This window comes from Streptomyces sp. NPDC006012, from assembly GCF_042871185.1.
GTDB lineage: Bacteria > Actinomycetota > Actinomycetes > Streptomycetales > Streptomycetaceae > Streptomyces.
The window spans coordinates 354,698-379,982 of record NZ_JBIAIE010000003.1 but is presented as its reverse complement, the minus strand read 5'-3'; the positions used below and the strand labels follow the sequence as shown (position 1 = coordinate 379,982).

The window sequence follows — 25,285 nt, the reverse complement described above, 5'->3', positions numbered from 1 at the left end:
GAAGCATGACCGACGAGGAAAACGTTCAGTACGCACCCGAGACCGCCCCTCGCCTGCCCATCGCCGAACTGGCACCGGAGGTGTACAAGGCGATGATCCGGCTGGACACCGCGGCCGGGAAGGGCCTGGACCCGAAGCTGCACGAGCTGGTGAAGATCCGCGCCTCGCAGCTCAACCACTGCGCGTTCTGCCTGGACATGCACACCAAGGACGCCCTCGCGGCCGGCGAGAGCGTCGAGCGGATCGTGCAGCTGAGCGCGTGGGAGGAGTCGCGGCACTTCTACACGGAGAAGGAGTTGGCGGCGATCGAGCTGACCGAGGCGATCACGGTCCTCACTGGGGGCACCTCCCAGACGAAGTCTGGGGGAGGCTTCGTACCCGACGAGGTGTACGCGAAGGCGGCGAAGCAGTTCGAGGATGCCGAGCTGGCGCAGCTGATCGCCGCGATCACGGTGATCAACGCCTGGAACCGGTTCGGCGTGACCACCCGGATGACCCCGGGCCACTACCAGCCGGGCCAGTACGCGTGACCCGTACGCAGGTGCTGGACCGCTCGGTCGCCGAGGCCCTGTCCGCGCTCTCCGGGGCGGCCAAGCGGGGACTGGGCGACCCGGTCCTGGCCGAGCTGGTGGTGATCCGTGCCTCGCAGATCAACCACTGTGCGTTCTGCCTGGACATGCATCTCGCACTGGCCCGGAAGGCCGGCGTGTCCGAGAAGCGACTGGAGTTGCTCAACGCCTGGGAAGAGGCCGAGGATCACTACAGCGAACGCGAGCGGGCCGCACTGGCGCTCACCGAGGCGGTGACCGTCCTGACCCCGAGTGCCTCCCGCACGGCGTCCGGGCGGGGCTTCGTACCGGACGCGGTGTACGAGCGGGCCACCGAGCACTTCGACGAGACCGAACTCGCCCACCTCGTCGGGCTGATCACGGCGATCAACAGCTGGAACCGGCTGATGGTCAGCCACCGGGTCGCACCCGGCGGGTACCGGGCGTGAGCGAGGCGGAGGCATGACACATGAGGAATCCTGAGCCGTCCGGAGAACCGGCGGCGGGGCGGAAGGTGGAGATCTTCCGCGCCCTGCATCTGCGGCGGTCGCCGGGTGATCCTCTGGTCCTGCCGGGGCCGTGGGACGCGGCCAGCGCCCGGGCGCTGGCGGAGGCCGGGTTCCCGGCGCTGGCCACGCCCAGTGCGGGCGTCGCCGCCGCCCTCGGGTACGCGGACGGGGAGACCCCGGCGGACGAGATGTACGCCGCGGTGGCCCGGATCGCCCGCGCGGTGGACGTGCCGGTGTCGGCGGACATCGAGAGCGGTTACGGGCTCGCGCCGGAGGAACTGGTGGAGCGGCTGCTGGAGGCGGGGGCCGTGGGCTGCAACCTGGAGGACTCCGTTGCGGGCTCTCTCAAGAACCCGCACGAGCAGGCCGACTGGCTCGCCGCGGTACGTTCGGCCGCGGGGGACGAACTGTTCGTCAACGCGCGTGTGGACACCTTCCTGCGGGGCGACACGGATCCCGCGGCGGCCATCGAGCGGGGTGCGGCGTATGTCGCCGCCGGCGCCGACTGCGTGTATCCGATCATGGCGCCGGTACACCTGATCCCGCAGTTGCGGTCCGGGATCCCGGGCCCGCTCAATGTGCTCGGCCGGCTCGACCGGGACAGCCCGCCGCCCACGGAACTCAGCCGGCTCGGGGCCACCCGGATCACGTTCGGACCGGGCCTGCACCAATCGGCGGACGCGGCGCTGCGGCGCATCGCGGGCGGACTCGTGCGCTGAAGGGCTGAACGGGCAGGGGGCTCCGCGCCCCCTGCCCGCCGCCGGGGCGCACACAGGATGGCCCCCCGACTCTTCTTTGACTAAAGTCAAAGAGCTATGGAGCCTGAGCCCATTGCCGAGTCCGTTGCCGAGCCTGAGCCCGTTGCCGAGCCCGAGTCCGTTGCCGACGAAGACGTGGCGGCCGTCCGCCGGTTCAACCGGTACTTCACGCGGCGGATCGGCGTCCTCGACGACCACTACCTCGGCCAGAACCGCCCGCTCGGCGAGGCCCGCCTGCTGTACGAGATCGGCGACGGGGTCTCGCTGCGCGAACTGCGCACCCGGCTGGGCCTGGACGCCGGCTATCTGAGCCGGATGGCGCGGGCGCTGGAGACGCAGGGCCTGGTCCGCGTCGGCGTCCCGCCGCACGACACCCGGCTGCGGACCGTCGAACCGACCCCGGCCGGGCGCGTCGAGGTCGAGGAGCAGAACCGCCGTGCCGACGCGCTCGCCGCCGGTCTGCTCCGGTCCCTCACCCCGGGCCGGCGCACCGAGCTGACCGAAGCCCTGGCCACCGCCCAGCGTCTGCTGCGGCTGGCGGGGATCACCGTGGAGGTCGTCGACGGCGCCTCGGCCGACGCCCGCGCCTGCCTGGACGCGTACGCCGCCGACATCGACGAGCGCTTTCCCGAGGGCTTCGACCCGTCCGATCTGGTGGGCCCCCGCGAGGTGTCGGGCGAGGCCGGTGCCTTCCTGGTCGCGTACGAGGAGGGGCGGCCGGTGGGCTGCGGGGCGCTGCGGCGGCTGGCTCCGGGCGTCGGTGAACTCCGGCACGTGTGGGTGCACGCGGACGCCCGCCGCCTCGGGCTGGCCCGGCGGCTGCTGGCCGGTCTGGAGGACGCGGCGCGCTCCCGCGGGCTGGACGTCGTACGGCTGGACACGCACCGCACGCTCACCGAGGCGCAGGCGATGTACCGGGCGTGCGGGTACACGGAGATCCCGGCGTACGTCGACCACGTCTACGCCCATCACTGGTTCGAGAAGCGGCTGACGCGGCCGGCCGCGGACCCGGGTCCGCGGCCGGTTCCCGGCGGGGCCGTGGACGGGTAGCCGGCCGACGGGGCCGTGGACGGGTACGCCGGAGCGAAGACGTACGCGGGCCCCGCTCCTGGGTGGCAGGAGCGGGGCCCGTGCAACTCGTGGCCCGGACAGGCCCGGAGAGACCCGGAGGTCCCGGGAGCGGTCAGCGAGACCGGTAGAGCCCCCGGGAGCGGGAGCGGATCAGATGAGGCCCAGGGAGCGGACCGCCTCGCGCTCCTCCTCCAGCTCCTTGACGGAGGCTTCGATACGGGCGCGGGAGAACTCGTTGATCTCCAGGCCCTGGACGATCTCGTACCGGCCGTCCTTGACGGTGACCGGGAACGAGGAGATCAGGCCCTCCGCGACGCCGTAGGAGCCGTCCGACGGGATGCCCATGGAGGTCCAGTTGCCCTCGGCGGTGCCGTTGACCCAGGTGTGGACGTGGTCGATGGCGGCGTTGGCGGCGGAGGCCGCGGAGGACGCGCCGCGGGCCTCGATGATCGCCGCGCCGCGCTTGGCGACGGTCGGGATGAACTCGTCGGCCAGCCACTTCTCGTCGTCGACGACCTCGGCCGCGTTCTTGCCGGCGATGGTGGCGTGGAAGATGTCCGGGTACTGGGTGGCGGAGTGGTTGCCCCAGATGGTCAGCCGCTTGATGTCGGCGACCGTCGAACCCGTCTTCTTCGCCAGCTGGGTCAGCGCGCGGTTGTGGTCCAGGCGGGTCATCGCGGTGAAGCGCTCGGCCGGTACGTCCGGGGCGGCGGACTGCGCGATGAGCGCGTTGGTGTTGGCCGGGTTGCCGACCACCAGCACCTTGATGTCATCCGCGGCGTGGTCGTTGATGGCCTTGCCCTGCGGCTTGAAGATGCCGCCGTTGGCCTCCAGCAGGTCACCGCGCTCCATGCCCTTGGTGCGCGGCCGGGCGCCCACGAGCAGGGCGACGTTGGTGCCGTCGAAGGCGACGTTCGGGTCGTCCGTGATGTCGATGCCCTGCAGGAGCGGGAACGCGCAGTCGTCCAGCTCCATGGCCGTGCCCTCGGCGGCCTTCAGCGCCGGGGTGATCTCCAGGAGGCGCAGCTTGACCGGCACGTCCGCGCCGAGCAGCTGGCCGGAGGCGATGCGGAAGAGCAGGGCGTAACCGATCTGGCCGGCCGCGCCGGTGACGGTGACGTTCACGGGAGTGCGGGTCATGGCGTTCTCCGTATGACAGCTGGCGGTGGGGCGTCCCTGCCCCGGGGGTACGGGATCCCGCCCCGGCCTGTGACCGGTGCCCGCCGCGACGATCGATCACGGTTCAGTTGATCGATCTCTTGGCGTCAAGAGAGATCCAGCGGTCAGGCTATCGCGCGTCGGACTTGGCGCACCGCCCACCCCGTGTGGCCCGGCCCACAGACCCCCGGGAGAGGCGGCCGCCCGTCCGGGAGAGGAGAGACAAGGGCGGCCGCCGTTCGGGGATACCGGATACCGGACTCCCGTGGGGGTACGGTTCGCGTTCCCGCGTGGCCGCCAACCATGCACACGGCGCGGAATTTCATCAGAACAGGGAGGGGTGGACGGGACGCGGCGCGGAACGGGCGCGAGGAGCAGGAGGCAAGGGCCGGGCGGAGCGGTGCGCGCGGCACGCCCCGCACGCACGCACCTCACCGCACGCCGCCCCCGCCGCCCGCACGCCACAGGCCGCAGAGACCTCACGGGATCCAACCCCCGCCCCACCTCCGGGTGTTCCTAGCCGCCCGCACACCCCGTCCGCCCGTCCGACAGCGTCGCGCACGCCTTCGCCCCGGTGGCGTTCCGTGCGGCCACCATCGGGGTGTACGCGATGGTGTCGCCGGTCGCCATGACCGTGCCGGTGCGGCCTGCGGTGCCGACGGTGAGACGGACCTCGTCGCCCTGTCCCGCGCCGGTGATCCGCCCCCAGACCGCGCCGCAGGTCCTGCTGTAGCGGACTTCGACGGTGACGGTGCCGACGGCGGCGGTCCCTGCGGTGGTCACCAGGTCGCCGCTGCACCCCATGGCCTCGGCGTCCTTGCCCGTGCAGCCGCCGCCGACGCACTTGACCCCGGCGGGCGGGCCGACGGTGGCGGTGCCTGCGGACACGGCGGGCGACTTGGCCGTGCCCTCGTTCGCCGTGCCGCCCGCCTCGTCGCCGCCGCTGCCGGTCAGGAGGACGAAGACCGCGATGACGAGGAGCACGCCGACGAACCCGGCGAGGAACATCGCCGTCTGCCGCCGGTCGCCCCGCCCCCCGGACGCGGTGTCGGGGTCCGGTCCCCGCGGGGGCGCACCGTACCGGCCGGGAGCCCGCGGTGTCCGGCCGGAGGAGGGCGGCGACGCATCGTACGACGGTGCCGTCCTGCCGTCGGCCCGCGCAGGGCCCTGGCGCCCGGCAGCGCCCCGGGAGTTGCCGTCCGTGCCGGGCTTCCGCCGGACGCCTTCCCGCGCATCGGCGTCGGATGCGGCCGGCTGGGCCGGGATCGTCGGGGACACGCCCGTGGGGCCCGCGATGCCCGGTGCCGCCGTCGCGCTGCCGCTCCGCCGCGTGGCCCGGCCCACGCTCCCGGCACCGGCCGACGGGGCACCGAACTCCCCCAGCGCGGCCCGCGCTTGGGTGATACGAATCGCCTCCATGGTCAGGTCGTGGCGCATCTCGGAACGGCTCCAGGCGCGTTCGGCCAGTTCCCACATGGTGGTGAGGTGGACGGGGCGGGTGCCGGTGACCTCCGCGAGCGCGACGATCGCGCCCTTCGGTGCGAGGAGCCGGCCGTTGAGGTAACGCTCCCAGGACGTCTTGCTGTAGCCCGTGCGGTCGGCCAGCGCCGCGATGCTCAGCTCCGCGCGGTCCACGAGCCGCCGTAGTTGGCCGGTGAACTCCTTGACCTGCGGATCGAGTTCGTCGGGCAGGGCTTTCCAACGAGGCATGGGTTCCCCCCTCTTCCCCCGGTCGGTGCTGACGTGTGCCCCGGCGTCGGGCCCCCGTCGCCTCCCCGCAGTTCCCCCCGCGGGTGGCGCCCCCGTCACCGGTCCCCGTTCCGGCCACCCACAAGGATGCGTTCCCCACGGACCGCGGTTACGCAGGCGAGGGCGCACCGGAGCATCGAGCCGGCCGGTCACGCACCACCGCACGCCGTCGGCCTCAAGCCGCACGCCGAAGCCCTCGATCGGCACTCCGCACGCCATGGACTGCCGTCATGGACCGCCGTCATGGACCGCACTTCGCACGCCGCCCTCGGCCGAGGGGCGACGGCGGGGCCGCAGGGCGACCACGAGGACGAGGAGCGACACGGGGTCGAGGAGTCTCGGCGGGCCGAGGGACGACGGCGGCCCGTCCCAGCTCGGAGGAGAGGAAGGGACGGGCCGCCGCCTCGGGCGCCGCGCGGACCGGACGGGCCGGCGCCGCCTACTGGTTCATCGTGAAGTGCAGCGTGTCCTTCAGGAACGGGATCTCCAGCCACGGCCTGGGCTGGGCCATCATCGCGAGCAGGACGATCGTCAGACCCAGCACGCCGTAGGTGACGATGTCCGTGAAGCGCGAGCGTACGGCCAGCATGCCGACGCCGGGCAGGACCCAGCGCAGCACCGCGCCGGCCAGCAGGGCGACGCCGACCAGCAGCATCCCGTACCGGAAGACGTCGAGGGCGGTCAGCAGCAGGCCGAGGGCGACCGCGCCCAGCACTATGAGGAGCGGCCACTGGCGGGCCGGCGCCGGCAGGTCGCCGCCGGCCGCTCGGCCGCCGCCCTCGGGACGCGCGGTGTCCCTGGTGAACAGCGGGAAGCGGCGCGTGGCCCGCTTGGGGCGCCCGGCCGCGTCGAGCGCGTCGGGTGCGTCAGGTGCGCTGATCGCGTCGCGGACCGTCGGCTCCGCGTTTCGGTGGGTGTTCTCAGCCGGCACTGCGCTCCGCCGCCTCGACCACGTTGACGAGCAGTTGCGCACGGGTCATCGGGCCCACGCCGCCCGGGTTCGGGGAGATCCAGCCGGCCACCTCGGCGACGCCGGGGTGGACATCGCCGACGATCTTGCCGTCCGCGCTGCGCGAGACGCCCACGTCCAGGACCGCGGCGCCCGGCTTGACGTCCTCGGGCCGGATCAGATGGGCGGATCCGGCCGCCGCGACGATGATGTCCGCGCGCCGGAGGTGGGACGCCAGGTCACGGGTGCCGGTGTGACACTGGGTGACCGTGGCGTTCTCGCTGCGCCGGGTGAGCAGCAGCGGCATCGGCCGGCCGATGGTCACGCCGCGGCCGACGACCACCACCTCGGCGCCCTTGATCTCCACGCCGTAGCGGCGCAGCAGGGTCAGCACGCCGTTGGGGGTGCAGGGCAGCGGGGCCGGCTCGTTCAGGACGAGGCGGCCGAGGTTCATCGGGTGCAGGCCGTCCGCGTCCTTGTCCGGGTCCATCAGCTCCAGGATGCGGTTCTCGTCGATGCCCTTGGGCAGCGGAAGCTGGACGATGTAGCCGGTGCAGGCCGCGTCCTCGTTCAGTTCGCGGACAACCGCCTCGATCTCGTCCTGCGTCGCCGTGGCGGGCAGCTCGCGCTGGATGGAGGCGATGCCCACCTGGGCACAGTCCCGGTGCTTGCCTGCGACGTACTTCTGGCTGCCGGGATCGTCTCCGACCAGGATCGTGCCGAGGCCGGGCGTGATGCCCTTCTCCTTCAGCGCCGCCACGCGGGCGGTCAGATCGGACTTGATCGCGGCTGCGGTGGCCTTGCCATCGAGAATCTGGGCGGTCATGCCCCCCATCCTCCAGGATGACCGCCCGTTGGTTCCAATCCGGGGCCGTCGGTGTCCCTCCGTAGTCACGGACGGGACCGCCGCGGTCCAGAACCGTCCGCTTCCTCCGTTTTCTCCATTTCCCCTTTTCCCGGTTCACCCGAGTTGCTCGGTTTCCGGATCACTCAAGTTCTCGGTTTCCGGTTCACCCAAGATCGTCGATGTTTCGCTTGCACAACGCCTGTCGTAAGTGGCTGGACAAGGGGTCCCTCAGCCATAACGATGAACGGCGCAGTACCGCGGTCCGTGTTGGGGGGCAAACCGCTCAAGTTCTGACGTTCCTCCGCGCCTGTCCGCGTCGTCCCCGCAGTGCAACGGAGGAAATCAGCCATGAGTTTCGGCTCGCCCCAGGACCCCCACGGACAGCCGCAGAATCCCCAGCAGGGCTACGGCTACCCACAGCAGCCCGGCCAGCCGGGTCAGCCCGGCTACGGCTACCCGCAGGCCCCGCAGGGAGTTCCGCCGCAGCAGGGTTACGGCTACCGGCAGCAGCCGGGCTATCCGGGCGGTGTCGGCCCGCGTGTCGCGTCGATGGGCCGCCGCTTCGGCGCCCGCGTGATCGACGCCGTCGTCTTCGGCGTCGTCTACGGCATCCTGGCCGCCGCGGGATTCGCGAGCCTCATCGGCGCGGCCAAGGACTGCGACCCCAGCGCGGCCGACTACGACACCTGCATCAACAACGCCAGCTCGGACTTCGTCGCCAAGTTCGGCGCGGTCATCGGCGTGCTGGCGATCATAGGTCTGCTCTACGAGTGGCTGATGCTCTCTCTGGTCGGGGCGACCCTCGGCAAGCTGGCCGTCGGCATCCGCGTGGTGAAGGTCGACACGGGCCGCAAGCCCGGCATCGGCTCGTCGCTCATCCGCTACATCATTCCGGGGATCGGCAGCTTCGTCTGCGGTATCGGGGCGCTGATCGTGTATCTGTCCCCGTTCTGGGACAAGTCGGGCCGCCAGCAGGGCTGGCACGACAAGGCCGCGAGCACGATGGTCGTGCACAACAGCTGACAGCCGTCCACAACGGCTGACCATGGTCGTGCACGACGGCTGACATCGGTCGTGCACAACGGCTGACAGAGGCGGACGCGGACCCGCGTCGGCACGCGAACACGAGGTACGGCCAAGGGCCGTGTCCCACCCCTACGGTGGGACACGGCCCTTGGCCGTACCGGGCCGACGACAGCCGTCGGCCCGACCCGGCGGACTCGGGGAAATCAGTGGAAGAAGTGCCGCGTCCCCGTGAAGTACATGGTGACGCCGGCCTTCCGCGCGGCCTCCACGACCAGTTCGTCGCGGACCGAGCCGCCGGGCTGGACGACGGCACGGACACCGGCCTCGGTGAGGATCTCCAGGCCGTCCGGGAAGGGGAAGAACGCGTCGGAGGCCGCGTACGCGCCCCGCGCGCGCTCGGCGCCGGCCCGCTCGACGGCCAGTTTCGCCGAGTCGACCCGGTTGACCTGGCCCATGCCGACGCCCACCGACGCGCCGTCCTTGGCGAGCAGGATGGCGTTGGACTTCACCGCACGGCAGGCCTTCCAGGCGAACGCGAGCTGCGCCAGCTCGTCCGCGCCGAGCGCCTCGCCGGTCGCCAGCGTCCAGTTGGCCGGATCGTCGCCGTCGGCCTGGAACCGGTCAGCGACCTGCACCAGGACACCGCCGTCGAGCTGCTTGGTCTCCACCCGGTTCGACGGGCCGTTCGGCGCCTTGAGGACCCGGATGTTCTTCTTCTTCGCCAGGGCCTCCAGCGCACCGTCCTCGTAGTCGGGCGCGACGATGACCTCGGTGAAGATCTCGGCTACCTGCTCCGCCATCTCCTTGCTGACCGGACGGTTCACGGCGATCACACCGCCGAAGGCCGACAGCGGGTCACAGGCGTGCGCCTTGCGGTGCGCCTCGGCGACGTCCGCGCCGACCGCGATGCCGCACGGGTTGGCGTGCTTGATGATCGCGACGCACGGCTCGTCGTAGTCGTAGGCGGCACGGCGGGCGGCGTCCGTGTCCGTGTAGTTGTTGTACGACATCTCCTTGCCGTGCAGCTGCTCGGCAAGCGCCAGGCCGCCGCCCGCGGCGGAGCCGCTGACGGACGCCGTGTCGACGTAGAGGGCGGCGGGCTGGTGCGGGTTCTCGCCGTAGCGCAGGGTGTTCGCCCGCTCCCAGGTGGCGCCGAGGAAGTCGGGGAAGCCCGACTCGTCGACCGGCGCGTACTCGCCCGCGAACCAGCTCGCGACCGCGACGTCGTACGCCGCCGTGTGCTGGAACGCCTCCGCCGCCAGCCGCTTGCGGGTGGCGAGGTCGAAGCCGCCGTCGCGCACGGCCGCGAGGACGTCGGCGTACCGCTCGGGGCTGGTGACGACGGCCACGGACGGGTGGTTCTTGGCGGCGGCCCGCACCATGGAGGGCCCGCCGATGTCGATCTGCTCCACGCACTCGTCGGGCGAGGCACCGGAGGCGACGGTCTCCCGGAACGGGTAGAGGTTGACGACGACGAGGTCGAACGGCTCGACGCCCAGCTCGGCCAGCTGCTCGCGGTGGGTCTCCAGCCGCAGGTCGGCGAGGATGCCCGCGTGCACCTTGGGGTGCAGCGTCTTGACCCGGCCGTCCAGGCACTCGGGGAAACCGGTGAGTTCCTCGACCTTGGTGACGGGGACGCCGGCGGCGGCGATCCGCCCGGCGGTGGAGCCGGTGGAGACGAGTGCGACGCCGGCCTCGTGCAGCCCGCGCGCCAGCTCGTCGAGTCCGGTCTTGTCGTAGACGCTGACGAGCGCGCGACGGATCGCCCGCGTACCGCTCCCGTTGCTCTCGGAGGTCACTGGATTACTACCTTTCGTCCCTCAATGCGATGGCCGTGCCGGGCGAGCCGGCCGACGACCTCGACGAGCAGCCTTCGCTCGACTTCCTTGATGCGCTCGTGCAGCGCGCTCTCGTCGTCCTCGTCCCGGACCTCGACCACGCCCTGCGCGATGATCGGCCCGGTGTCGACGCCGTCGTCGACGAAGTGGACGGTGCAGCCGGTGACCTTGACGCCGTACGCCAGCGCGTCCCGCACGCCGTGGGCCCCCGGGAAACTGGGCAGCAGGGCGGGATGCGTGTTGACGAGCCGTCCGCCGTAGCGCGCGAGGAACTCCTTGCCGACGATCTTCATGAAGCCGGCGGAGACGACGAGATCGGGCCGGTGGTAGGCGACGGCCTCGGCGAGCGCGGCGTCCCATTCCTCGCGGGTGCCGTAGTCCTTGACCCTGCGCACGAAGGTCGGCACCCCGGCGCGCTCGGCCCGGGCCAGCCCCTCGATGCCGTCGCGGTCGGCGCCGACGGCGACGATCCGGGCGCCGTAGCGCTCGGCACCGGTGGCCGCGATCTCGTCGAGGAGGGCCTGCAGATTGCTGCCGGATCCGGAGACCAGCACGACGAGGCGTTTGACCTCGGGCTTGGCGGCCACGGTGGGGCCCTTTCTCAGAGGAACTTCGGGGAACTTCGGCACAGGACTTCGCTGGGGAACTCGGCTACGGAACTTCGCTGCGGCGGCCGGACCCCGTACGAAGGTTTGTACATTCGTACGATTGCTTCGCGCCCCTGGATACGGGGAACTCTACGAAGCAGTCGGCCGTCAGCAACGATACCGGCACTCGGAACGGCCCCCGCGGGACGGGGGCGTGGCCGGAAGGTAGCGTCTGAGACGAGCAACTCGGGAACGCTGTCGTCGGGCGGTGCGTTGCCGAAGTGTCAGCACGTGTCGGACAGCCTCATTCACCTAGGGAAGACGCTCATTTGATGCCGGACCGCAGTCTGCGACTCCTCACGTTCCCCCCGCAGTCGGTGCAGGGAGGGGGGCTTGGTGGCGTGCTGCTGCGGGAGCGGCCGTCCTCGCCGCCCGACGCGCCCTCGGGCGGACAGCACGCCGGCACCCCCTCGGACGGGCAGAACGGGGACGAGCGGGGCAGTGCGGCGCAGGACGACAATCCGTTCGCACCGCCGCCCGAAGGCACACCGGACCGTCCGTGGCAGCCGCGGCGGCCCGCGGGCGGGGACGACTCCTCCTCGGACGAGAACCGCCCCCCGCAGCACCCCGGCGCCTGGGGCAGCCAGTGGAGCGACCAGCAGCCCGGCCGCTCCCCCGGCGGCTTCGGTGAGCGCCCCGGCGCCCGTCCCGAGGGTCCGGGCGGCGGCGCCCCCGGGCCGGCCATGCGGTGGGACCCGACGGACCCCACACAGCGCCGCGCCCGCTACGCCCTGCTGTGCGGCATGTGGGCCTTCTTCTTCGCCCTCTTCAGCTGGGCGTACGTGGCGCTGCTGCTGGGTGCGCTGGCCCTGTACTGGGGCATCAGCGCGCTGCGCGCCAAGCCGCGCACCCCCGACCCGGACCGCCCGGCCCCCGTACAGACCGGCCGCCCGCAGACCACGGCGGCGATCAGCGGTCTGGTCACCGCGCTGCTGGCGCTCGCGGTGGTCGGCGCGACCTTCACGGCCCAGCTGGCCTACCGCGACTACTACACCTGCGTGAACGACGCCCTCACCAACCAGGCCAGACAGTCCTGCAACCACCTGCTTCCCCAGGAACTGCGCAGCCTGCTGGGCACCAACAGCTGACCCGGCCGGGCCGGACCGCCGCCGGGTCCGCCACGTCCCGCTGACCGGGCCGACCACAGTCGTCCGCCCGGGTCCGCCGGGATCTCCGGGTCCGCTGGCGTCTCCGGGTCCGCCAGGCCCCTGGGCCCGCCGGATCGTTTCAGGTCGCTTCGCGGTGCTCGCGTTCTTCGTGAACACCGCGGTCCCCGCGGTCTTCACGATCCTCGCGCTGCTTGCTCGGTCCCCGCTGCCTCGTCGGACCTCGCACCGTCTTCTCGGTCCCCGCTGCCTGGCTGGTCCTCGGTGCCTTGTCGGTCATTTCGCGGTCCTCGCGGGTTTCGCGTCGCGGTCACGTTCCGTCCGGTGGTGCGGCGTCGCGCAGTGCCGCCCAGCGGGCCTCCCGGGAAGCCTCGTCGTGCCAGGTCGGCACAGCCTGCTCATGGACCGCATCGGCCGGCGCGACCGAATCAGCCGCATGAGCTGCGTCCGCGGCACGAGCTGCATGAGCTGCATCGGCCGCAGCAGTCACGTCGGCCGCAGCAGCCGCATAGGTCGCACGGGGCGTGACCGTGGGCAGAAAGTCGTACGCCTCGGATCCGGCCGCCCCGCCGGTCCGCAGGGTGCCGGCCGCCCCGCCGGCCCGGCCCGCCGACTGTGCCGCCCGCGCCCCCTCCGGCTTGGACATGCCCGAACCCGCAACGGCACCCGCAGCCGCAGCCCCCGTACCCCGCTCCGATCGCCGCCGCCCGAGCAGCCGGCAGGTCCACAACCGCCCCGCCCGTACCAGCAGTGCCACCGGGATTCCCACCCCCGTGATCCAGACCACCGCCGCGCCACCCGTCTGCCACCACACCGGCCCGAACCGGGCGAGCGCCGCGCTGCCGAGCGGGCCACCGGCCAACTCGGCGAGCATCGCGAACACCACCCCGCACAACCCGCCCGCCAGCGTCACCACGCCCGCGGTCCGCGCGGCCGACCACTCGGACCGTGCCGCCCCCGGTGTCCGGCCCGAATCGGCAACCGCAGCCGTAACCGAAGCCGCAGCCGCGGCGGTGTCTCGGCGGGCGGGCCGCCGTCCCACGGCCGATCTCGCCGTGAACCAGGCCACCGTCAGCCCCGCCACCGCCGGAACCGCCCCCGTCGCCCAGTTCAGCGGACCTCCGGCCCCCGCGTCCGGGACCGCCGCCAGCAGGGGGAACGGCGGCAGCAGCGGGGCGGGATCGGAGGACAGCGGAGACACCATGTGGCCCGTGCCGAGGACGAACCCGGGTCCGAGACCGTAGGCGGCCGACCAGACCGCCGCGTTCGGCACCAGCCCCATGCACAGCAGCAGTACCGCGCACCGTCCGGACCAGCCCTCCGTGAGCTGCAGAAATGCGCCGCGCGCCGCCCCGCCGTGCGTCACCAGGGACACTGTGAGCAGCAGCGCCCCGCCTCCCAGGAGCACCGCGGTGCCGGCCCCGGCGGCGCGCGCGGCCGTACCGAGGCCGCTGCGCACGCCCGGCCCGGGAGCCGGCCGGCGCAACCGCCCCGGCCACAGCGCCGACGCACCGGAGAGCCGCCCGAGCGGGCGGCCGTACGCCGTCCACACGCCCACACCCGAAGCCCCCGCCGTGATCAGCGGCAGACACAGCGTGGCCCAGAACCAGTCGGGCCGCAGTGCGCCACCGGAGGCGTACAGCGTCGCGATGCCGCCGACGGTGAGGTAGCCGAGGACGACGCCGGCCCACGCCGTGCGCGCGGCTACCGGCGGACCGTCGGAGCCCTCGGGCGCGTCCACCGCGTCGCGCGCCGCCCGGTACAGCAGCCACACCGGGGGCAGGAGCAGCAGCAACGGGGTGATGCCCATGGGCGCGGGTGCGCCTGACAGGGTGTCGGTACGGATCAGTTCGACGCCGTGCGCGAGCAGCCACAGCGATGCGGCGAAGTGCAGCGCGCCGCCCGGACCGCTGTCGGGGTACGGCGAGCTGATCCACAGCACCGTCACCAGCGCGGCGGACGCGCCGAGTCCGAGACCCGCGGCGATCACACCGCCCACGAGACTCGCGCCCCAGCCGGGCGAGCGGTCGCGCAGCCGGGTCAGCAAGGACGACAACGACGGTCGGCGAGCGGTCATCTGCGTCACGCCCGCCATGCTCCCAACGACACGCGCCTTCCGGCCGCAACAGGCGAACCACCGAAGTGTCGCTCAATATATGTTTATGTTCTTTTTCGACCGAAAGGGCGTACGGCGATGCGGAGTCCTGCGAGCCCACCACCACGGCCCGACGAGGGAGAGGCGACGGTTCGTCATCAAGCAACGGGGCCTGCGGACATGACGGTTCCCCAGCCCGGCCAGCCACGCCGATCCGACCTTGCGCCTTTGGCGACCAAGGACGCGACCACGCCGCCCGGCCTGACGCCCGCTCAGGCGTTTGACGCGCTGTACGCGTTCTGCGCCCCCGCCCTCGTACGGCAGACGTACCTGCTCAGCGGACGGCCCGAACTCGCGCGCGAATCCGTGGAGCGGGCCTTCCAACTGGCCTGGCAGAGCTGGCCGGAGGTGGCCCTGGACCGGGATCCGGCCGGCTGGGTACGGACGGCGGCGTACGAGTACGCCCTCTCCCCCTGGCACCGATTCCGCCCCCGCTACCGGCACCCCGATCCCCCGCCCGCCGACCCGGGCGACCGCGCGCTGCTCAACGCGCTCCTCAGGCTTCCGCCCTCGTACCGTCGCACGCTCGTGCTGTACGACGGCGTCGGGCTCGGCCTGCCCGAGACCGCGGCGGAGACGGAGGCCAGCACTCCGGCGACGGCGAGCCGGCTGACGCGTGCCCGCGCCGAGGTGGCCGCACACGTTCCGGAGGTGTCGGACCCCGTGGTGCTGCACCGGCGGCTGGCGGAACTGGCCGCCGCGGAGCGGCTGCGGGCGGCGAAGCCGGAGCCGGTGCGGACGCACGGCGAGCGCCGCAACCGCTTCTGGACCCAGGCCGCCATCGCCTTCACGATCACGATCATCGGTTCGACGGCGCTCACGCTGCGCACCGCGCCGACGCACTACGAGCCCCCGATCGCGCCGGCCCAGGCGATCCGGGGCGTTCCGGCCAAGGCGGCGCTGGGTCCGCTGTCGCAGGCGGAACAGCAGTTGAGGACCAAGCTGCGGACGTCGACCGCGAACGGACCGGAGCGACTGGTGCCGCTCGGCCGGTGAGCCCCGGGGACAGACGGAGCCCGAGGGACAGACGGAGAGGCCAAGGGACAGACGGAAGGGGTCCGCATCCGATCGGGATGCGGACCCCTTCGTCAAGGTGCCGGGCGGCATCATGCGCCGTCGGGCGTCATGCGCCGACGAGCGCCAGGTACCGACGGGCGTCCCATGCCGACGAGCGTCACGTGTCCGCTCGGCGTGGGCGCGGGTGCGCCCGGTGGTTCAGCTGCCGAGGATGTCGCGGGCGAGCTTGGCGGTCTCGGTCGGCGTCTTGCCGACCTTGACGCCCGCGGCCTCCAGGGCCTCCTTCTTCGCCTGGGCGGTGCCGGACGAACCGGAGACGATGGCACCGGCGTGGCCCATGGTCTTGCCCTCGGGGGCGGTGAAGCCCGCGACGTAGCCGACGACCGGCTTGGTCACGTTCTCCTTGATGAAGGCCGCGGCCCGCTCCTCGGCGTCGCCGCCGATCTCACCGATCATGACGATCAGGTCGGTGTCGGGGTCGTCCTGGAAAGCGGCCAGGGCGTCGATGTGGGTGGTGCCGATGATCGGGTCACCACCGATGCCGACGGCCGTCGAGAAGCCGATGTCCCGCAGCTCGTACATCATCTGGTAGGTCAGCGTGCCGGACTTGGAGACCAGGCCGATGCGGCCCGGCTTGGTGATGTCGCCCGGGATGATGCCGACGTTCGACTGGCCCGGGGTGATGATGCCGGGGCAGTTCGGGCCGATGATGCGGGTCTTGTTGCCCTTCTTGCCGGCGTACGCCCAGAAGGACGCCGAGTCGTGCACGGCGATGCCCTCGGTGATCACGACGGCCAGCGGGATCTCGGCCTCGATGGCCTCGACGACCGCGTCCTTGGTGAACTTCTCCGGCACGAAGATGACGGATACGTTGGCGCCGGTCTTCTCGATGGCTTCCTTGACGGTGCCGAAGACGGGTACCTCGGTGCCGTCGAAGTCCACGGTCTGACCCGCCTTGCGCGGGTTCACGCCGCCCACGACGCTGGTGCCGTCGCCCAGCATGAGCTTGGTGTGCTTCATGCCCGTGGCGCCGGTCATGCCCTGGACGATGACCTTGCTGTCCTTGTTGAGCCAGATAGCCATGGTGTCTTGATGTCCTCGTCCTAGGTGCTTACTTGGCGGCGGCCAGCTCGGCGGCCTTGTCGGCCGCGCCGTCCATGGTGTCGACGCGCTGCACCAGCGGGTGGGCGGCGTCGGAGAGGATCTTGCGGCCCAGCTCGGCGTTGTTGCCGTCGAGGCGGACGACGAGCGGCTTGGTGACGTCCTCGCCCTTGTCCTCCAGAAGCTTCAGGGCCTGCACGATGCCGTTGGCGACCTCGTCGCAGGCGGTGATGCCGCCGAAGACGTTGACGAACACGGACTTGACGTCCGGGTCACCGAGGATGATCTCCAGACCGTTGGCCATCACCTGGGCGGAGGCGCCGCCACCGATGTCGAGGAAGTTGGCGGGCTTGACACCACCGTGCTTCTCACCGGCGTACGCGACGACGTCCAGGGTCGACATGACCAGGCCGGCGCCGTTGCCGATGATGCCGACCTCGCCTTCGAGCTTGACGTAGTTGAGGTTCTTCTCCTTGGCGGCGGCCTCCAGCGGGTTGGCCGCGGCCTTGTCGTGGAGCTCCTCGAAGTCGGGGTGACGGAACTCCGCGTTGTCGTCCAGGGACACCTTGCCGTCGAGGGCGAGGACGTCACCGGAGGCGACCTTGGCCAGGGGGTTCACCTCGACCAGGAGGGCGTCCTCCTTGATGAAGGTGTCCCACAGCTTGACCAGGATGTCGGCCACCTTGTCGGCGACCTCGGCCGGGAACTTCGCGGCATCGACGATCTCGCGGGCCTTCTCCGGGGTCACACCGTCGATCGCGTCGATCGGGGTCTTGGCCACGGCCTCGGGGCGGGTGGCCGCCACCTCCTCGATCTCCATGCCGCCCTCGACCGAGGCGATGGAGAGGAAGGTCCGGTTGGCGCGGTCGAGGAGGAAGGAGACGTAGTACTCCTCGACGATCTCCGGAGCGGTCTCGGCGATCATGACCTTGTGGACCGTGTGGCCCTTGATGTCCATGCCGAGGATGTCCGTCGCCCGGGCGACGGCCTCGTCCGCGGAGGCGGCCAGCTTGACACCGCCGGCCTTGCCACGACCACCGACCTTCACCTGCGCCTTGACGACGGACTTGCCGCCCAGCCGCTCGGTGATCTCGCGCGCCGCCTCAGGCGTGACGATGACTTCACCGGCCAGCACCGGTACATCGTGCTTGGCGAAGAGGTCCCTCGCCTGGTACTCGAACAGGTCCACGCGCTTCCGTCCCTATCAGTGATCTCGCGGTTCGTTGGATGCGTGGGCGTGCCGCGAAGGGCAACGTGACGTCCGCATGTGTCACTAGGGAGGCGCACACGGTGTCCGAGCGCGCGGCATGTCCGTCTCGCAGGTTATCGCTGCTTCAGGGGGGCCTCTAAATCGCGGGTCACACCTGAGCGGTGATACCTGTCACATGATGCCGAGTTTGCTGGCACGGCGTGCCAGAGCAAGCCGACGATGAGGGGCCCCATCGGGCTGGGGTTTACCCAGTGGGGCCTCTGGAAGGACCCCGAAGGGGCCCCAGGCGGCTGATCCCCACCCCAATGGGGACCGCCTGCCCCGCCCGCGGAATGCGGACCGGACGGACCGACGGCATTCGGCCCTCCGACTCCGCCTGCCACGGAGCCGACGAGGGCGAACAGAGCGGACAGAGCGGACAGCTCGGCGATCGAGGATCCACTCGGCGGTGGTGCCTGTGACGCCGGTGACGCCCCGCGACGCCCGTGAGGCTCCTGACGCCCGTGACGTCTGATACATCAGCGACCCGCGCTGGCGCCAGTGGTGCTGGTGAGGCGGTGGTGCCGTGATGCCATTGGCACCAGTAATGCCGGTGACGCCAGTGGTGCCGGAGATGCCAGTGATCCGGTGACGCCAGTGATGCCGGTGATGGGTGGCGCCGGTGGTCGCTTGCGCCCCACCCGTCACACCGATCACGCTCGTCAGGCTCTCTCGGTTGTCAGCCCCGTCATCTTGTAAGAGCCGTCACAGCGGAACGCGGACGGATCAGCCTGACAGATCGGCCTGACGGATCGGCCTGACGGATCGGCCTGACGGATCAACGTGGCGGATCGGTGGGATGGAACAAGGGTGGGTCGGCGTGACACGGGCACCGGTCCTCGCATCGGCCGCCCGGGAAGACACAAGCCCCCGGTTGCCGTCGGTCAGCCCCATCTCCCTACGTCCTCGATCCGCCCTCGATCCGCCCCTGACCCGCCTTTGATCCGCCCTTGTCTCGTGCCTGTTCCGTCCTCGATCTCACCCGGCGTCCGGTATCGGCAGCGGGCGCTTCTCGATCGCCGCTGCCATGACCTCGGGGAACAGGTCGGGCGTGCAGGCGAAGGCCGGTGTGCCCAACGCGGCGAGCGCCGCCGCGTGTTCATGGTCGTATGCGGGCGCCCCCTCGTCCGACAGCGCGAGCAGAGTCACGAACTGCACTCCCGACGCCTTCATGGCCGCGACCCGCTTGAGCATCTCGTTCCGTATGCCGCCCTCGTACAGGTCGCTGATGAGGACGACCACCGTCTCTGTCGGCCGGGTGATCTGCGACTGGCAGTAGGCGAGCGCCCGGTTGATGTCCGTGCCACCGCCGAGTTGCGTGCCGAACAGGACGTCGACCGGGTCGTCCAGTTGGTCGGTGAGGTCGACGACGGCCGTGTCGAAGACGACGAGCCGGGTGTCGATGGCCCGCATGGACGCCAGCACCGCCCCGAACACGGAGGCGTAGACGACGGACGCCGCCATGGATCCCGACTGGTCGATGCAGAGGATGACTTCCTTCTTCACGGACCGCGAGGCACGCCCGTAGCCGATGAGCCGTTCCGGCACGATCGTGCGGTACTCGGGCAGATAGTGCTTGAGGTTGACCGCGATCGTACGGTTCCAGTCGATGTCGTGGTGGCGCGGCCGGTTGATGCGGGCGCTGCGGTCCAGGGCCCCGGTGAGCGTGGCCCGGGTACGGGTGGCGAGCCGCTTCTCCAGATCCTCGACCACCTTGCGCACGACGGCTCTCGCGGTCTCCTTCGTGGTCTCCGGCATCGCCTTGTTCAGCGAGAGCAGCGTGCCGACGAGGTGCACGTCGGCCTCCACCGCCTCCAGCATCTCCGGTTCCAGCAGCAGGGCGTCCAGCCCGAGCCGGTCGATGGCGTCGCGTTGCATGACCTGGACGACGGAGGAGGGGAAGTAGGTACGGATGTCCCCGAGCCAGCGGGCCACGGACGGTGCGGACGCCCCGAGCCCCGCCGTACGGTCCCGTCCCGACGAAGGTCTGTCCCCCTTCCCGTAGAGCGCGGTCAGCGCCCCGTCCATCGCCGCGTCCTTTCCGCCGAGGGTGCATCCGGTCCCGTCGGCAAACTCGCCGCCGAGCACCAGGCGCCAACGCCGCAGCCGCTCCTGCGCGGCGTCGCCGGGGTTCGCGGGAGACGTCGGCTCGGCCACGGGGGTCGTACTCCCCATGGCCCGCGTGGTCTGCGAGGTCCGCGCGGTCTCGACCGTGCTCCCCGTCGGGAACTCGGCTGCGGCCGCCCCGGTCTCGGCGGTCGTCCCAGACACCTCGGCCGTCCCGGGCTCCGCGACCGTCCCTGACTCCGCGGCCGTCCCTGACTCCATGGCCGTCTCAGGCTCCGTGGTCACCTTGGTCTCCGTGGTCGTCATGTGCCAGCCCCCACCAGGTCGTTGCCGTGGGCGTCCGCGGCGTCCGCCGGGCTGCCGCCGCCGGCCGCCGTCTCCAGGGTTTCCGAAGTCCCCGGGATCCCATCGCCGCCGGTGTCCAGGCCGAGCAGCAGCCGCACCAGCGGCACCACGGCGTCCGCACGTTCGGTGTCCGGATCCGGGGCGAAGCCGGCCGTGCCCGGCGCCCGGCCCGCGGTCGCGTTCCCCTGTGTCCCGGGACCGCGCCGCACCAGTTCGCCGAGGGTCCGCCGGACACCCGGCTCGTACGACGAGAACGTCCGCCGCAGCAGCGGCAGTACGTCGATGAACGCCTCCGCCGGCACCTCGGTCAGCCATGCGTCGACCAGCCCCAGCAGCCGCTCGTCGTGCACGAGCAGCATGCCTCCGCCGCCGCCCACGAAGCCTTCGATCCAGGCGGCTGCGTCCTGCGGCGGTGTGCCCGGTGAGAGCACGAGCCCCATCAGCCGGGCCGCCTCGTCCTGGCCGACCTCCCCCTCGTCCAGCAGCAGCCGCACGGCCCGGCCGCGGATGATTCCGGGCACGCTGTCCCTGCCGGACAGCGACCGCAGTACGGAGCGCCAGCGGCCGCGCAGGTCACCGTGGTCAGCGGGGGAACTCTCGGCGAGGAGCCCCACCGCGCCGTGCACCGCGTCCACGTGCCCGCGCATGTGCTCGGCCGCGTCCGCGTCGAGGGCGGTGCAGGCCGGCGGCAACCCGACGAAGATCCGCTCGGCGAGCCCCGCCGCGACCTCGGCGAGCGACCGGGTGTCCGTGCCGCGCACATCGCCGTAGCGCAGCGAACGGACCAGGGCAGGGAGGGCCTGCGCCAGGTGGCCGACGTCGGAGTCGAGCGCCGCCCGGTCGGCGAGCACCCGCATCACCACCGGGAGTACGTCGCCCACCCCGGCCAGCAGGCAGTTCTCGGCCAGCGCGGTCACCTCGGCGAGTGCCTGGGCACTCGTGGCGTCCGCCTCGGCCTTGGCAGTGGCGGCGGCCACGACCGTCGTGCCCCAGACCCCGGCCTCCGCGACCCGGACGGACAGCTCCGGTTCCCAGCGCAGCCGCCAGGTCTCCCGGAACGTACCCGTACTGCCGCGCGACGAGACCGGCTCGCCCCAGTGGATGCCCAGCAGCCGCAGCCGGTGCAGCAGCCGGCTGCGCTCGCCGTCCGTCTGTTTGCGCAGGTCCAGCTCCACCTGCCGGTCCAGTGCCTCGGGCTTGAGCCGCAGCCGCCGGTGGAGCAGGGTCAGGTCCCGCTGCAAGGGCACGGCGGGTGCCGTGTCCGGTACCTCCCCGAGGACGTCGCCGACCACCAGCCGCTCGTGCACGAGCGCCAGTGGCACATCGGAGCCGTCGCACATCACAGCGCGCACCGCATCGGTCGTCTCGGTCAGTCCCGGCAGCGGGCGTCCGCGCATCGCGGCGAGCGTCCCGGCCAGCCGGACCGCCTCGATGACGTGCGCGGACGACACGATCCGGTCCTCCTCGCGCAGCAGTTCCGCCACCTTCGTCAGCCACCGCTCGACCGGCCGGTCCCGCGCGCTGAACAGATGCCCGTACCAGCCGGGTGAGTCGATGCCCGCGCCATAGCCGCTGATCCGGGACAGTCTGCGGTGCGTCCACGGCACCCAGGTCATGTCCACCTTGACCTTGGGGAGCCCCTTCAGCAGTGCCCGGTCGGCGGTGACGGCGTGCTTCCCGCGCAGCGCCGGCACGTGCCAGGCCCCGCACACGACCGCCACACCGGCACCGAACTCGCGCTGAGCGGAACGCAGTTGGAGCCGCATATACGCTTCACGCACCAGGTCCCGGTCGTGGCCACCGGCGCCGTACGTCTCCCGCAGGGCCCCCATCGCCTCCTCCAGGGCGGCGAACGGTGCGAGGGCGGCTTCCCGGCCCACGGTTCCGTCCCCCGGGTCCGCGCCGCCCCGGTGCTCGACGACGTCCTCCCACCAGCGCTCGGGGTCGTCGTATCCGGCGGTCTCGGCGAGCACCGCCAGCGGGTCGAGCCGAAGGGCGTGCTCAACGGAAGGCACCTCAGGGTCGGATGAGGTGGAAGGGCTGGGAGAGGTGGGAGAGGCAGGAGCGGCGGCGGACGGGGTGGGCAGGGCGGTCGGGGTGGGGGGCGAAGGCGGCTCCTCGGGGCCGTCCGCGGGTGCGGGCTGTTCTTCCTCCTCTTTCCGCCACGCCAGGGTGTGCGTGGCGGGCAGGTCGATGAAACGGACCGGCACATCGTGTTCCAAGGCCCATTGGAGTGCCACCCACTCCGGCGAGAACTCGGCCAGCGGCCAGAACGCCGAGTGGCCGGGCTCGTCCACGGCGTGAGCGAGGAGCGCGACCGGGGGCCGCATGTCCGGATCGGCGGCCAGCGCGACGAGGGCGTCGGCCTCTGACGGTCCCTCGATCAGCACCACTGGGGGCGCGGTGGCGTCCAGCGCGGCCCGCACGGCCCGCGCCGAGCCCGGCCCGTGGTGCCGCACGCCGAGCAGCAGAGGTCCGGCGTCGCTCACGCGCTCACCGCCCGGCAGGCCCGGTAGAAGTCCATCCAGCCGTCCCGCTCGCGGACGACGGTCTCCAGGTACTCCTGCCAGACGACCCGGTCGGCCGCCGGGTCACGGACGACGGCGCCCAGGATGCCCGCGGCGACATCGCCCGCCCGCAGCACACCGTCGCCGAAGTGGGCGGCCAGGGCGAGCCCGTTGGTGACGACGGAGATGGCCTCGGCGGTGGACAACGTGCCGCTGGGCGACTTGAGCTTCGTACGGCCGTCGGCGGTGATGCCGTCGCGCAGTTCCCGGAAGACGGTCACGACGCGGCGGATCTCGTCGATGCCGTCGGGCACCGCGGGCAGGTCGAGGGAAAGACCGATCTGGTCGACGCGGCGCGAGACGATGTCGACCTCGGCGTCGGTGCTGGCCGGCAGCGGCAGCACCACCGTGTTGAAGCGGCGGCGCAGCGCGCTGGAGAGGTCGTTGACCCCGCGGTCGCGGTCGTTGGCCGTGGCGATCAGGTTGAAGCCGCGGACCGCCTGCACCTCCTGGCCCAGCTCCGGTATCGGCAGCGTCTTCTCGGACAGGATGGTGATCAGCGTGTCCTGCACGTCGGCCGGGATCCGGGTCAGCTCCTCCACCCGGGCGGTCATGCCCTCCGCCATGGCCCGCATCACCGGGCTCGGCACGAGGGCGTCCCGGCTCGGACCGTGGGCGAGCAGCTGCGCGTAGTTCCAGCCGTAGCGGATGGCCTCCTCGGGGGTGCCCGCCGTGCCCTGCACCAGCAGCGTCGAGTCGCCGCTGACCGCGGCGGCCAGGTGTTCGGACACCCAGGTCTTCGCGGTGCCGGGCACGCCGAGCAGAAGCAGGGCCCGGTCGGTGGCGAGCGTCGTGACGGCCACCTCGACGATGCGGCGCGGCCCCACGTACTTCGGGGTGATCACCGTGCCGTCGGGGAGTGTGCCACCGAGCAGATAGGTGGCGACCGCCCACGGCGACAGCTTCCAGCGGGCCGGGCGCGGGCGGTCGTCCTGCGCGGCGAGCGCCGCCAGTTCGGCGGCGAAGGCGTCCTCGGCGTGCGGGCGCAGCTCCTGTCCCGCGTTCGCGGGCGCGGAGTGGTTCTGGCTCGGTTCGACGGACGTAGGTTCCACGGACACAGACATGGCTGAGGCCCCCTCCAGCTCGGCCGGTTCGGATCTGGTGTCCACCGTGCACCACGCCACTGACAATCCGTTCTGACCTGCGAAAATGCTTCGGCCGGGGCGATTGTCAGTGGTGGGATCTACCGTCGATGACATGACTCAGCAGGGGGTGCGCTGGACCGCGGACCAGGTGCTGGCACTGGCGCCTGACGCAGCATCACGCAAAGCGGGAAGCAAACTCGGCACGGCCGGGCCGTGGTCCGAGGCGGGAAGTTCCGACGAGGGGACGGTGTGGGGACTGTGCAAGGGCAGTGGCAGCAAGCCGTATCAGACGGTGGTGGACGTCGCGGACGCGTCCGGCCCCGCGTACAAGTGCAGTTGTCCGAGCCGAAAGTTTCCGTGCAAGCACGCGCTCGGACTACTGCTGCTGTGGGCGGGCGGGGACGCCGCGGTGCCGACGGGGCAGGCGCCGGACTGGGCGGAGCAGTGGACAACAGGGCGGAAACAGCGCGCGCAGGAGAAACGGCAGTCGGCCGCGGCCGGATCCGCCGCCGGATCCGGTGATCCCGAGGCCGCGCGGCGCCGGGCGGAGCGCCGGGCCGAGCGGGTCACGGCGGGCGCGACGGAGCTGGAGCAGCGCCTGGCCGACCTGCTGCGCGGCGGGCTGGCCTCCGCGGAACAGGCGGGGTACGGCCTGTGGGAGGAGACCGCGGCCCGCATGGTCGACGCACAGGCACCCGGACTGGCCGCACGGGTGCGGGAGTTGGGTGCCATACCCGGATCCGGTCCGGGCTGGCCGGTGCGGCTGCTGGAGGAGTGCGCACTGCTGCACCTCCTCGACCAGGGCTGGCTGCACCGGGACCGGCTGCCGGAGGGGCTCGCGGCGACGGTCCGTTCCCGTATCGGCCTGCCCGCCACGGCGGACGGCCCGGCGGTACGGGACCGCTGGCTGGTCCTCGCCCAGTACGACACGGCGGACGCGAGGCTGACGACACGCCGGATCTGGCTGTACGGCGAGGAGTCGGGCCGCGTCTGCCTGCTCCTCTCCTACGGCGCGGCCGGCCGGGCCCCCGAGCAGGCCCTGCCGGTCGGGCTGGCGCTGGAGGCGGAGGTGTCCGTCCACCCCGGCGCCGGCCAGTCGCGCGCCACGATCGGCGAGCAGTTCGCGCCACCCGCACCCACCGTGACACGGCCGCCGGGCGAGACGACCGCGCGGGCGATCGCCCGGTACGGCGAGGCACTGCGGGACGACCCGTGGCTGGATGCGGTACCGGTGACGCTGGACCGGGTCGTCCCCACCCCGGACGGCGGCTCCTGGCAGCTGGCGGACGCCGACGGGTCGGGTGCGCTGCCACTGACCCCGGCCGCCCGCTCCCGCTCCGGGCTGTGGCGGCTGGTCTCCCTCTCCGGCGGCGCCCCGGTCAAGGTGTTCGGCGAGTGCGGCCACGGGGGCTTCACTCCGCTGGCGGCCTGGCCTCAGGGCGAGGGGGAGGCGGTGGCGCTGTGCTGAACCGACCGGAGACCGCGGGATCCCC

The 25,285-nt window shown here is 72.1% G+C and carries 20 protein-coding genes; 8 read left to right on the top strand and 12 right to left on the bottom strand.

All coding sequences use genetic code 11. The annotated features are described in order from the left end of the window. The first annotated feature begins 5 nt into the window (after positions 1-5). The 4 genes from ACFYPJ_RS08625 (at position 6) to ACFYPJ_RS08610 (ending at position 2,865) form a co-directional block, all read left to right on the top strand. Positions 6-530, top strand: coding sequence for a carboxymuconolactone decarboxylase family protein (locus ACFYPJ_RS08625; RefSeq protein WP_389012502.1), 525 nt, complete (start codon positions 6-8; stop codon positions 528-530). Further along, positions 527-997, top strand: a complete 471-nt coding sequence (locus ACFYPJ_RS08620) for a carboxymuconolactone decarboxylase family protein (protein WP_389012499.1) — start codon at positions 527-529, stop codon at positions 995-997. Before ACFYPJ_RS08625 ends, ACFYPJ_RS08620 begins: the two co-directional genes overlap by 4 nt. 20 nt (positions 998-1,017) lie before the next feature. Beyond that, positions 1,018-1,776, top strand: coding sequence for an isocitrate lyase/phosphoenolpyruvate mutase family protein (locus ACFYPJ_RS08615; protein ID WP_389012496.1), 759 nt, complete (start codon positions 1,018-1,020; stop codon positions 1,774-1,776). A 96-nt stretch (positions 1,777-1,872) separates the two neighbouring features. Then, positions 1,873-2,865 carry a GNAT family N-acetyltransferase gene (locus tag ACFYPJ_RS08610; RefSeq protein WP_389012493.1) on the top strand — a complete coding sequence of 331 codons (993 nt, stop codon included), beginning with the start codon at positions 1,873-1,875 and terminating at the stop codon, positions 2,863-2,865. Positions 2,866-3,036: 171 nt separating this feature from the next. On the opposite strand, the gene ACFYPJ_RS08605 is transcribed toward ACFYPJ_RS08610, so the two are convergent. The 4 genes from ACFYPJ_RS08605 to ACFYPJ_RS08590 all read right to left on the bottom strand — a co-directional run bounded on the left by ACFYPJ_RS08605 (position 3,037) and on the right by ACFYPJ_RS08590 (position 7,568). Beyond that, positions 3,037-4,026 (bottom strand): malate dehydrogenase, encoded by a 990-nt coding sequence (locus tag ACFYPJ_RS08605; RefSeq protein ID WP_389012490.1) that lies wholly within the window; start codon positions 4,024-4,026, stop codon positions 3,037-3,039. A 534-nt stretch (positions 4,027-4,560) separates the two neighbouring features. Continuing rightward, the gene (locus ACFYPJ_RS08600) at positions 4,561-5,754 is read right to left on the bottom strand and encodes a helix-turn-helix domain-containing protein (RefSeq protein WP_389012487.1); all 1,194 of its coding nucleotides are present in this window, start codon (positions 5,752-5,754) and stop codon (positions 4,561-4,563) included. Between the two features lie 478 nt (positions 5,755-6,232). Beyond that, positions 6,233-6,724 carry a DUF3017 domain-containing protein gene (locus ACFYPJ_RS08595; protein WP_389012484.1) on the bottom strand — a complete coding sequence of 164 codons (492 nt, stop codon included), beginning with the start codon at positions 6,722-6,724 and terminating at the stop codon, positions 6,233-6,235. Next, positions 6,714-7,568 carry a bifunctional methylenetetrahydrofolate dehydrogenase/methenyltetrahydrofolate cyclohydrolase gene (locus tag ACFYPJ_RS08590; protein WP_389012482.1) on the bottom strand — a complete coding sequence of 285 codons (855 nt, stop codon included), beginning with the start codon at positions 7,566-7,568 and terminating at the stop codon, positions 6,714-6,716. Before ACFYPJ_RS08590 ends, ACFYPJ_RS08595 begins: the two co-directional genes overlap by 11 nt. Positions 7,569-7,937: 369 nt before the next feature. Here ACFYPJ_RS08590 and ACFYPJ_RS08585 point away from each other — a divergent pair, with 369 nt between their 5' ends. Further along, positions 7,938-8,612 (top strand): RDD family protein, encoded by a 675-nt coding sequence (locus ACFYPJ_RS08585; RefSeq protein WP_389012479.1) that lies wholly within the window; start codon positions 7,938-7,940, stop codon positions 8,610-8,612. Between the two features lie 206 nt (positions 8,613-8,818). Here ACFYPJ_RS08585 and purH read toward each other — a convergent pair whose 3' ends face one another. Both purH and purN read right to left on the bottom strand, forming a co-directional pair. Further along, complete coding sequence (gene purH, locus ACFYPJ_RS08580) at positions 8,819-10,414, bottom strand: bifunctional phosphoribosylaminoimidazolecarboxamide formyltransferase/IMP cyclohydrolase (RefSeq protein WP_389012476.1); 1,596 nt, start codon at positions 10,412-10,414, stop codon at positions 8,819-8,821. Then, positions 10,411-11,040 (bottom strand): phosphoribosylglycinamide formyltransferase, encoded by a 630-nt coding sequence (gene purN / locus ACFYPJ_RS08575; protein WP_389012473.1) that lies wholly within the window; start codon positions 11,038-11,040, stop codon positions 10,411-10,413. The genes purH and purN overlap by 4 nt, the downstream gene beginning before the upstream one ends. A gap of 332 nt (positions 11,041-11,372) precedes the next feature. Here purN and ACFYPJ_RS08570 point away from each other — a divergent pair, with 332 nt between their 5' ends. Continuing rightward, positions 11,373-12,188, top strand: a complete 816-nt coding sequence (locus tag ACFYPJ_RS08570; protein WP_389012471.1) for a hypothetical protein — start codon at positions 11,373-11,375, stop codon at positions 12,186-12,188. Positions 12,189-12,516: 328 nt separating this feature from the next. On the opposite strand, the gene ACFYPJ_RS08565 is transcribed toward ACFYPJ_RS08570, so the two are convergent. Further along, the gene (locus ACFYPJ_RS08565) at positions 12,517-14,301 is read right to left on the bottom strand and encodes a DUF6350 family protein (RefSeq protein ID WP_389012468.1); all 1,785 of its coding nucleotides are present in this window, start codon (positions 14,299-14,301) and stop codon (positions 12,517-12,519) included. Positions 14,302-14,529: 228 nt separating this feature from the next. Between ACFYPJ_RS08565 and ACFYPJ_RS08560 the strand changes: the two genes are divergently transcribed. Beyond that, a complete protein-coding gene (locus ACFYPJ_RS08560) occupies positions 14,530-15,357 on the top strand; it encodes a sigma factor-like helix-turn-helix DNA-binding protein (RefSeq protein ID WP_389012465.1) in 828 nt (275 codons plus the stop codon). A 219-nt stretch (positions 15,358-15,576) separates the two neighbouring features. Here the strand turns inward: ACFYPJ_RS08560 and sucD are convergent, their stop codons facing one another. From sucD to ACFYPJ_RS08535, 5 genes are all read right to left on the bottom strand, one after another. After that, the gene (sucD, locus tag ACFYPJ_RS08555) at positions 15,577-16,461 is read right to left on the bottom strand and encodes a succinate--CoA ligase subunit alpha (protein ID WP_389012462.1); all 885 of its coding nucleotides are present in this window, start codon (positions 16,459-16,461) and stop codon (positions 15,577-15,579) included. A gap of 28 nt (positions 16,462-16,489) precedes the next feature. After that, positions 16,490-17,668, bottom strand: coding sequence for an ADP-forming succinate--CoA ligase subunit beta (sucC, locus tag ACFYPJ_RS08550; RefSeq protein ID WP_389012459.1), 1,179 nt, complete (start codon positions 17,666-17,668; stop codon positions 16,490-16,492). Between the two features lie 1,038 nt (positions 17,669-18,706). After that, positions 18,707-19,903 (bottom strand): VWA domain-containing protein, encoded by a 1,197-nt coding sequence (locus ACFYPJ_RS08545; protein WP_389012969.1) that lies wholly within the window; start codon positions 19,901-19,903, stop codon positions 18,707-18,709. A 194-nt stretch (positions 19,904-20,097) separates the two neighbouring features. After that, complete coding sequence (locus tag ACFYPJ_RS08540; protein WP_389012457.1) at positions 20,098-22,629, bottom strand: DUF5682 family protein; 2,532 nt, start codon at positions 22,627-22,629, stop codon at positions 20,098-20,100. Next, the gene (locus ACFYPJ_RS08535; RefSeq protein ID WP_389012454.1) at positions 22,626-23,771 is read right to left on the bottom strand and encodes an AAA family ATPase; all 1,146 of its coding nucleotides are present in this window, start codon (positions 23,769-23,771) and stop codon (positions 22,626-22,628) included. The genes ACFYPJ_RS08540 and ACFYPJ_RS08535 overlap by 4 nt, the downstream gene beginning before the upstream one ends. Before the next feature lie 133 nt (positions 23,772-23,904). Between ACFYPJ_RS08535 and ACFYPJ_RS08530 the strand changes: the two genes are divergently transcribed. Beyond that, positions 23,905-25,260, top strand: a complete 1,356-nt coding sequence (locus ACFYPJ_RS08530) for an SWIM zinc finger family protein (protein ID WP_389012451.1) — start codon at positions 23,905-23,907, stop codon at positions 25,258-25,260. The last annotated feature ends 25 nt before the right edge of the window (positions 25,261-25,285 follow it).